Genomic DNA, 8,009 nt, shown 5'->3' on the forward strand with positions numbered 1-8,009 from the left:
GTTCACGCACCCGACCGCGGTCCTCCTCCTCTTCGCTCTCACGACCGCCGCGGTCGGGTGCGTGAACGCGTCGATCGCGACGAGGGCGATCGCGGCGGTTCCTCCGACGAGCAGTGCCCCCGTGACCTGCCCGATCCGCGAGGGGACGGGCCGGGGGAGTGCCCGTGCCCGGAGCGCGTGTTCCACGGCGGACCCGGCTCCGAGGAACAGGCTCGCCTTGAAGAGGGCGTGCCCGATCACATGGACGAACGCGAGTCCGTAGGCACCCAGCGCGCACGCGAGGAGGAGGAAGCCCATCTGCGCCGCGGTGGAGTGCACCAGTCGGCCCTTGACGTCGGCGCGGGTGAGCATCGCCAGCGTCGCGATGAGCAGCGTGAGTGCTCCAGCGACTCCCGCAATCCAGGGGCCGACGGCCGAAGGGACGGGGGAGAACCGCAGGAGGAGCAGAGCCCCGGCGTTCACGAACCCCGCGTGCAGGAGGGCGGAGACGGGCGTGGTCGTCGCGGCGGTGGCCGGGAGCCAGCCGTGCAGCGGGAACGACCCCGCGCGGGCGATCGCGGCGACCGCCACGAGTGCGCCGACGATGGCGGCCGATGCGGCGTCGAGGCTGCCGAGGGCCGCGAGCGAGATAGAACCGGTCGAGGCGGTGGCGACGACGACGGCCGTCCACAGAGCGGCATCGCCGATCAGGAGCGCTACGGCGCTCCGCCGGACGGCGACGCGCGTCTGCGGGCCCGAGCCTCCCGAGGCGATCAGGGCGATCATGCTGAGGGTCGAGACCGTCCAGCCTGCGGCCAGCAGCACGACGTCGTTCGCGGCGATGGCGGTCGTCGACCCGAGGGCCGCGAGCGACGACAGGGCGAAGAAGCCGCGCGAGCGCGGGTCCCCGCGGAGGTTGCGGCTCGCGTAGACCTGCACGACGACGGTGAGGGCGACGATGAGCAGCGCGAGTGCCGCGCCGGCGATGTCGGCGCTCTCGGCGAGGGCGCTCGCGAGACCGAGCGTGGCCAGAGCCGTGGCAGCGACCCCGGGCCAGACGGCGAGCGAGCCCGGAGTGCGGTGGCGCGTGGCATCCGGCAGGAGGGCGGCGACGACCGCGGCGAGGAGCGCGGCCGTCAGGAGCGGGGCGATCAATGACATGCGCAGCACGTTACATGCATAAAATTGCGTGTGTCAAAACGCAGGTAATTAATCACACGTTCTTGAATTCCGGTAGCTTCGGTCACTAGGCTGTGGTGATGAACACCTGGACGTTCCTGACGAACCACGCCCACGTGTTCATCTACGTCTCCCGCGATCCGGGTGCGCGTGTCCGAGAGATCGCGGATGCCGTCGGCATCACCGAGCGCACGGCGCACGGCATCCTGGCCGACCTCGTCGATGCCGGCTACCTCAAGCGCGAGAAAGAGGGCCGACGCAATCGCTACGAGTGCGTCGAGGACCTGCCGCTGCGCCACCCGGTCGAGAGCGACCACCCCGTCGGCGCGCTGCTTCAGGCGCTGCGGGGCTGAACCTCTCGCCGGCGTTCGTCTTCGAGCGCGGTCGCTGAGTTTCGGAGTTCAGGTTGTCTCTCGCAGGGTGTGCGGGACGTCAGGCGCGGGACGTTGCTCTGGGGTCGGGGGCTGCCGAGGTTTCTACGCGGTGAGATCCTCGATGATGCTCTTCTGGGCCAGCGGGAATCGGCTCGCAGCGGACTCGAGCACGGATCTCAGCCTGTCGACATCTCGCGCATAGAAGTAGAGATTGGTCCGTTCGTGGCCTTCCCGCCATGACTGCTGCTGAGCGTCGTCAGCGAGTTCCGTCTTCAGAGCTGCGATGAGGTCATTGACGTCGTTCTGCTCGTACACCTCGTCAGGCAGTGATGTCCCATCGAGGGACAGCGACAGGCCGTGCGTAGTGCCGAGCGCGACCGGAGCCGCCCTGCCGAGGCGGGCCGAAGAGCCGATCGGTGCGCCAAGGTGCTCGAGGATGTCGATGACGAGGGCGAGCGTCTGAGCGGGGTCTCCGGCGAGCTCCACCTCCGTATGGCAGGACAAGGGGCCGGTGGCGGGGGTGAAGCTCGTTCCGCCGCCGACGACCGTGCTGCCCGGTGCGTGTTCTTGCAGCAGCTCGTCGAGCGGGTCTTCGTACACGCTGCCGCGATGGATCGGCTGCAGCCGCGCGTTCAGGTGAACGCTCGCCATGCTCTTTCTCGCAGCTCTCGGCTTGAGCTTGGAGAAGATACCCATTCCGAAATTATCGCTGATAGGTCCCGATGCCCATGCGCTAGCCTCGCGGCACAGCCTCAAGCTCGAAGGATCCTCAGAAGATGACCAATTCGAACTCATTGCCCGTCGATCACCCCATCACTTCGTCGGAAGATGATGTGCTCGGCCGCGCTGTTGTCGCACGGGACTTCGCGCGATCCGTGCGTGAACTGGACGCGTCGCAAGGCTTGGTTGTCGGTGTCTTGGGAGCCTGGGGGTACGGCAAGAGTTCCTTTGTCAACCTCATGCGCGAGCAATTCGCTGAGCCACCCGCGCTTCCGGTGATCGAATTCAATCCCTGGGTCTTCTCGGGTGACCAGCAGTTGACGGAAGTCTTCTTTCGCGAGATCGCCGCCGAGCTGCGAATTGAGGATCAGACAAAGTTCGGCGCAGTCGCCGAGGGGCTCGACAAGTACGGGGACGTTCTTAGCCCGCTTGCGGTCATTCCTTGGTTCGGTAACTGGTTCGACCGTGCATTCAAGGCGACGAAGGCAGCAACGACATGGTGGAACGATCGCAGGAAAGGCAGTCGGACATTCAGGGAGGCAGTATCGAGCGCGCTGAATCAGCTTGACAAGCCCATCGTCGTGGTCATCGACGACATCGACAGGCTCACCACCAACGAGATTCGTGACATCTTCAAGTTGGTGCGCCTCACAGCGAGCTTCCCAAACGTCATCTACGTGCTCGTATTCGATCGACGCAGGGTTGAGCAAGCGCTCAGTGAAGACGGGGTGCATGGTAGGGCGTACCTCGAAAAGATCCTGCAACTCAGCTTCGACGTGCCCATGATTCCCACCGAGGTCCTACGCGCGCAAGTGTTCGAGCGGCTGGACATTATCCTGCAGGAGATTGATGGCCTGCGTTTCAACCGAGTCGTCTGGCCCGACGCCTACGTCGAAATCATCGACCCTTTGGTTGGAAGTCTTCGTGACGTTACTAGGCTCGCGCTGTCGGCGCGACCGACTCTTCGCGCGCTCGGTCATCAGATTGAGGCTGTCGATCTCCTAGCGCTCGAAGCGATTCGTGTGTTTCGACCAGAGATCTTCCAAGCACTGCACAAGGCCCGTCTCGCTCTAACCGAGACGCAGAGCTCTTGGGGTCGAAACCAGGACCCGGATCGGAAAGCAGAGATCGATGCACTGTTGAAAGTCGCGGGTGCGGATGAAGGCATAGTACGCGCGCTCATCCAGCAACTTTTTCCGGCTGGACGCACCTACATCGAGAACAACAACTACGGCCCCGACTGGATCAATACGTGGAAACGTGAACACCGGCTTGCGTATATCGGTTACCTCGAACTCTACTTCGGCCGCACGCTCCCGTCGGATCTGCTGTCGTTTCAGCAAACCGAAGCAGCCTATGCCAGGATCGCGGACCCGGACGCTCTTGGCGAGTACCTGGACTCCGTGCCGCGTGAGGACTTGGAGTCAGCAATCGCCGGGCTGGAGGCCTATCAGGCGGACTTTCCCGAGGAGTCGGTGGTACCTGCTTCCGTGACCTTGCTCAACCGAATTGCGGACATTCCAGAGCGCCGCAACCGAGGCATGTTCGACTTCATGCGACCAGACGTAGTTGTTACACGCGTTGTCATCCGTCTCCTACGGCGACTTGGGGATGAGTCTGCAAGAGAGCGCGCCGTACGCGAGATCTTGGCCGGTGTGCAGTCCTACTCGTCGCAGGAATTGCTGATTCGGAGTGTGGGACGCGTAGAAGACCCGACCAACGCGCTGATCTCGGCCGAGCGTACTGCGGAGCTCGACGATGACCTCATCCGCCGGGTGCGAACGACAGCGTCGCTGGCGCCGGAGCGAGAGTGGGGTCTATTCCGAGTCTTTTGGTTCGTGGCGGAGCGCGAAGGCGACGAGTACGTCCCTCCGCCATTAAGCGAGGCCGTGCAGATCCGGGCGCTACTCCAGTCGGCTTGGTCTGTAGCCCGCGCGCAATCCATGGGCTCTCGTCACGTCAAAGAGGAGGATCGCCTCGCCTGGGGCGGCCTTGTCAAGGTGGCCGGCGGTGAGGATCAGCTGGCAGAGGCGGTTCTTCGGCTCCGCGAATCGGATGGTCCGTCGCCGCTCGTGCTGCTGGCGGAAGCATATGTGGCCGGGTGGCGGCCGGACGAGTTCTAGGGAACAGTTGCTGAGGACGGCCCTTGGCGAAGCCGGCTCACTAACCCTGCAGGCTGTCGCTCGGGACTGCCGGATTAGACGCCCCAGCTACCCAGCGGTGGCGAGCGCCAAGGTCCGCAGTGGGCGGCGTGCCCGGGCGGTACTCGATCGCCGCCAAAGGCGATACCGACGGGCCCCATGCCGCACTCGGTGACCGCCGGGCTCCGGGTGCTCGTCTGCGACGAATGTGCCCCCCGCAGCAAGTGCGTCGAGGAGCTGCCGTTGCGCCACCCGTCGGGAGCGACCATCCCGTCGGGGCGCTGCTGCAGGCGCCGGCGGGTTAAAATTCGGCCCTCGCGAAGGCGGTTCATCGATGCGTTCTTTCCGCTCGCTGCGGTGACCGAGCCTCGTGTCGACTGGTCGCACCTGGCGGCCTCCATGCGGGCTTGCGGTGCTGCGTGCCTGGTGCTGATGTTCACGCTGGAGAAGCGCAGCGGGCGCAGCCGCGTCGGCGTTTCGCTGCATCCAATGCAACGGCAAATGGGATTAGTGCAACGTAAGGTCACGCAAGTGCAGCGAGAACTTACTCCCGACGACTCTGTGGTTGCGCTCGCACGCCATGCCCACTAACGTGCAACCAAATGGTTAAACGACAGCCCCTCCACGACGCCGACATCGACCGCGTCTTCCACGCGCTCGCCGATGCGACGCGGCGCGACATCGTGCGGCGCACGCTTGTGGCCGAGCAGTCGGTGTCGGATCTCGCCGCGGGATACGCCATGTCGTTCGCCGCCGTGTCGAAGCACATCTCCGTGCTGGCCGAGGCGCGGCTCATCACCAAACGCGCGGAGGGAAGGGTGCGACTCGTGCGCGCCGACCCCGCCGCGCTCGCGCGGGCGCAAGAACTGCTCCGCTCCTACGAAGACCTCTGGCGGGGCCGGATCGACCGGCTCGACGCCCTGCTGGCCGAACCCGCGCCCGCGGATCCCGGCCTCGAAGACGCCGGGGACCCGGCATCCGCCCCTCCACCTGTGAACTGAACCGACGAAGGAGTCCGTCATGCCCGTCACATCCGTCGAGAGCGACGCCGAAGCGCTCACCATGACCCTGGTCGCCGACTTCCCCGTCGGCACTGAGCGGCTGTGGGCCGTGTTCACCGACCCGCGGCAGCTCGAGCGCTTCTGGGGTCCCCCGGGGTGGCCGGCCACCTTCGACGCGTTCGACTTCCGCGTCGGCGGCCGCGCGACCTACTCCATGACCTCGCCGCGGGGCGAGCGCGCGGGCGGGGCCTGGGAGTTCACGGCGATCGACGAGCCCCGCGGCTTCGAGGTGATCGACGCGTTCGCCGATGAGAGCGGCGATCCGATCGAGGGGATGCCGTCGATGCGCATGGTCTTCTCGTTCGACGCCACGCCCGAGGGCTCGCGCCTGATGAACGTCACGCACTTCACCTCCGCGGAGGCCCTGGAGCAGGTCGTCGCGATGGGCATGGTCGAGGGCATGACCCTCGCGACGAACCAGCTCGACGCCGTGCTCGCGGGGCTGCGCGAGTTCGCTCAGGGCAAGGGCACGCAACTCGAGATCCTCGACGACCAGCACGTGCGCATCACCCGTCTCATCGAGGGTCCGCGCGAGCTCGTCTGGCGCGCGCACACCGACCCCGAACTCATGCGGCGATGGATGCTCGGCCCCGACGGCTGGCGCATGAGCGTCAGCGAGGTCGACGTCTCGGTCGGGGGGACGTACCGCATCGCCTGGGAACCCGAGGAGGGCACCGAGGGCGAGCCGTTCGGCTTCGACGGCGAGACGCTGCTCCTCGACGAGCCGCGCCGCATCGTGCAGACCGAGCACATGACCGGCACCGACTACCCCTCCACGACCAACGACCTGTCGTTCTACGAGGAGGACGGCGCAACCCTGGTCACGCTGCTGATCGAGTATCCGGATGCCGCCACCCGCGACGCCGTCCTCGCCACGGGCATGGTCGAGGGGATGGAGCAGAGCTTCGAGCGGATGGAGCGCGTGGTCATCGGTTGATCTCCGGATGCCGCGGCCCCGGGGTCGCGGCATCCGTTCGGCCGGGCACGCGGAATCGGACCGACGTAGCGGATTCGGATGCCGCGGCCTCGCTGCTCCGATTCTGTTGCCGCGCTCCGATTCCGGTGCCGCGCGTCAGGCCGCGGGCGCCGCCCGGCGCACGAGCTCGCGGATCCGCTGCTCCACCTCGGGCGTCACCTCGACCACCGCGTACGACACCGGCCACATCGGCCCGTCGTCGAGCTGCGCGGTCTCGTCGAAGCTGACCGTGCCGTAACGCGTCTTGAACTTCGAGGCCGGCTGGTAGAAGACCACGACCTTGCCGTCTTTGGCGTAGGCCGGGAAGCCGTAGTAGGTCTTCGGGCTCAGGTGCGCCGCCTCTTCGAGCACGATCACGTGCAGGCGTTCGGCGACCGCGCGGTCGACTCCCTCGAGCTTCTCGATCGCCTCGAGGCAGGCCTCGTTCTCCTTCTGCAGTTTCGCGAGACCCTTCAAACCCTTCATGGCCTGGAGTTCCTCGGCGCGCTGCTTCATCGCCGCGCGCTCTTCTGCGCTGAATCCGTTGCCCATGGCATCCGCCTCTCTCCGTCGTGGTCGCAGGATATCGCCGCCCCGGCGGCCCCCACCATGCGGTGCGCGCACCGTCGGCGTCGGCTCGCGAAATGAGCTCGTGAGTGTCCAAAACACCCGGACGATTTTCTGAGACGTCCGGGTGTTTTGGACACTCAGTGGGCGTGGGCGTGGGCGTGGGCGTGGGCGTGGGCGCCGGCGCGGGCTCGGGAGGGCGGACGTCCGGATGCCACGGCCTCAGGCCTGCCGCAGCCCTTGCTCGAGCGCGACCCAGGCAAGCATCGCGCACTTCACGCGCGCGGTGTACTTCGAGACGCCCGAGAGGGCTGCCGCGTCGGCGAACGTCTCCTCGTCGAGGGGGATCTTGCCGCGCGAGCGCAACGCCTCGCGGAAGCCGGCGATCAACGCCTCGGCGTCGGCGCGTGGCATCCCCTCGTCTCCGCCGTCTTCCTGCAGGAGCGCCACCAGCATGGATGCCGAGGCCTGCGAGATCGAGCAACCGGCGCCCTCCCACGTGACCGAGGCGACGCGGTCGCCCTCGACATCGACGCGGAGCGTGATCTCGTCGCCGCAGACGGGGTTGCGCTGGTGCACGGTGGCGCTGTGGGCACCGGGCTCGGCGAGGCCGAAGCCGCGGGGCTTCTTCGCATGGTCGAGGATGAGCTCCTGATACAGCGACTCCAGCCCGCTCACGCGTCGACTCCGAAGAAGCCGCGGACGCCCGAGACCGCGTCGAGGAACGTGTCGATCTCGGCCTCGGTCGTGTGGATGGCCGCGCTCGCGCGCACCGACGCCGTGATCCCGAACCGGCGGTGCAGCGGTTGCGCGCAGTGGTGACCGACGCGCGCCGCGACCCCGCGGGAGTCGAGGAACTGCCCCACGTCGTGCGCGTGGACACCCTCGACGGCGAAGGCCTGCAGGGCGACGCGGTCGGCGGCATCCGTGTCTCCGAGGAGGCGGACGCCGGGAATCGAGCGCAGCCCCTCGCGCATGCGCTTCTCAAGGGTCGCCTCGTGCGCGCGCGCGGCCTCGAGGTCGTGCTCGCCGA

9 protein-coding genes are annotated in these 8,009 nt (G+C 66.9%); 4 read left to right on the forward strand and 5 right to left on the reverse strand.

Translation table 11 applies throughout. The features are described 5' to 3' along the window. A partial coding sequence (locus tag NS283_RS12195; RefSeq protein WP_153003356.1) for a proton-conducting transporter transmembrane domain-containing protein occupies positions 1-1,140 on the reverse strand: 1,140 nt, incomplete at its 3' end. Positions 1,141-1,238: 98 nt separating this feature from the next. On the opposite strand from NS283_RS12195, the gene NS283_RS12200 reads away from it, so the two are divergent. Next, positions 1,239-1,511 (forward strand): helix-turn-helix transcriptional regulator, encoded by a 273-nt coding sequence (locus NS283_RS12200; protein WP_058597146.1) that lies wholly within the window; start codon positions 1,239-1,241, stop codon positions 1,509-1,511. Between the two features lie 123 nt (positions 1,512-1,634). Here the strand turns inward: NS283_RS12200 and NS283_RS12205 are convergent, their stop codons facing one another. After that, entirely contained in the window at positions 1,635-2,228 is a 594-nt protein-coding gene (locus tag NS283_RS12205; RefSeq protein ID WP_153003357.1) for a hypothetical protein, read from the reverse strand. 80 nt (positions 2,229-2,308) lie between these two features. On the opposite strand from NS283_RS12205, the gene NS283_RS12210 reads away from it, so the two are divergent. From NS283_RS12210 to NS283_RS12220, 3 genes are all read left to right on the forward strand, one after another. Continuing rightward, a complete protein-coding gene (locus NS283_RS12210; RefSeq protein WP_081317414.1) occupies positions 2,309-4,375 on the forward strand; it encodes a KAP family P-loop NTPase fold protein in 2,067 nt (688 codons plus the stop codon). A gap of 620 nt (positions 4,376-4,995) precedes the next feature. After that, positions 4,996-5,394 (forward strand): ArsR/SmtB family transcription factor, encoded by a 399-nt coding sequence (locus NS283_RS12215; RefSeq protein ID WP_058597142.1) that lies wholly within the window; start codon positions 4,996-4,998, stop codon positions 5,392-5,394. A gap of 19 nt (positions 5,395-5,413) precedes the next feature. Further along, positions 5,414-6,391, forward strand: coding sequence for an SRPBCC family protein (locus NS283_RS12220; protein WP_058597143.1), 978 nt, complete (start codon positions 5,414-5,416; stop codon positions 6,389-6,391). A 135-nt stretch (positions 6,392-6,526) separates the two neighbouring features. Here the strand turns inward: NS283_RS12220 and NS283_RS12225 are convergent, their stop codons facing one another. The 3 genes from NS283_RS12225 to NS283_RS12235 form a co-directional block, all read right to left on the reverse strand. Next, entirely contained in the window at positions 6,527-6,961 is a 435-nt protein-coding gene (locus NS283_RS12225) for a hypothetical protein (RefSeq protein WP_058597144.1), read from the reverse strand. Positions 6,962-7,198: 237 nt separating this feature from the next. After that, a complete protein-coding gene (gene sufU / locus NS283_RS12230; RefSeq protein ID WP_058597145.1) occupies positions 7,199-7,654 on the reverse strand; it encodes a Fe-S cluster assembly sulfur transfer protein SufU in 456 nt (151 codons plus the stop codon). Further along, positions 7,651-8,009, reverse strand: a 359-nt coding sequence (locus tag NS283_RS12235) for an aminotransferase class V-fold PLP-dependent enzyme (protein ID WP_153003358.1), incomplete at its 5' end; no start/stop codon positions are given. The genes NS283_RS12235 and sufU, both read right to left, overlap by 4 nt.

Source organism: Microbacterium testaceum (assembly GCF_001476285.1).
Lineage (GTDB): Bacteria > Actinomycetota > Actinomycetes > Actinomycetales > Microbacteriaceae > Microbacterium > Microbacterium testaceum_B.

Excerpts from the sequence above, each read along its gene's own strand:
- NS283_RS12205 (WP_153003357.1), bottom strand. The coding sequence starts at position 2,228 with ATGGGTATCTTCTCCAAGCTCAAGCCGAGAGCTGCGAGAAAGAGCATG.
- NS283_RS12200 (WP_058597146.1), top strand. The coding sequence starts at position 1,239 with ATGAACACCTGGACGTTCCTGACGAACCACGCCCACGTGTTCATCTAC.
- NS283_RS12220 (WP_058597143.1), top strand. The coding sequence starts at position 5,414 with ATGCCCGTCACATCCGTCGAGAGCGACGCCGAAGCGCTCACCATGACC.
- NS283_RS12225 (WP_058597144.1), bottom strand. The coding sequence starts at position 6,961 with ATGGGCAACGGATTCAGCGCAGAAGAGCGCGCGGCGATGAAGCAGCGC.
- NS283_RS12210 (WP_081317414.1), top strand. The coding sequence starts at position 2,309 with ATGACCAATTCGAACTCATTGCCCGTCGATCACCCCATCACTTCGTCG.
- NS283_RS12215 (WP_058597142.1), top strand. The coding sequence starts at position 4,996 with ATGGTTAAACGACAGCCCCTCCACGACGCCGACATCGACCGCGTCTTC.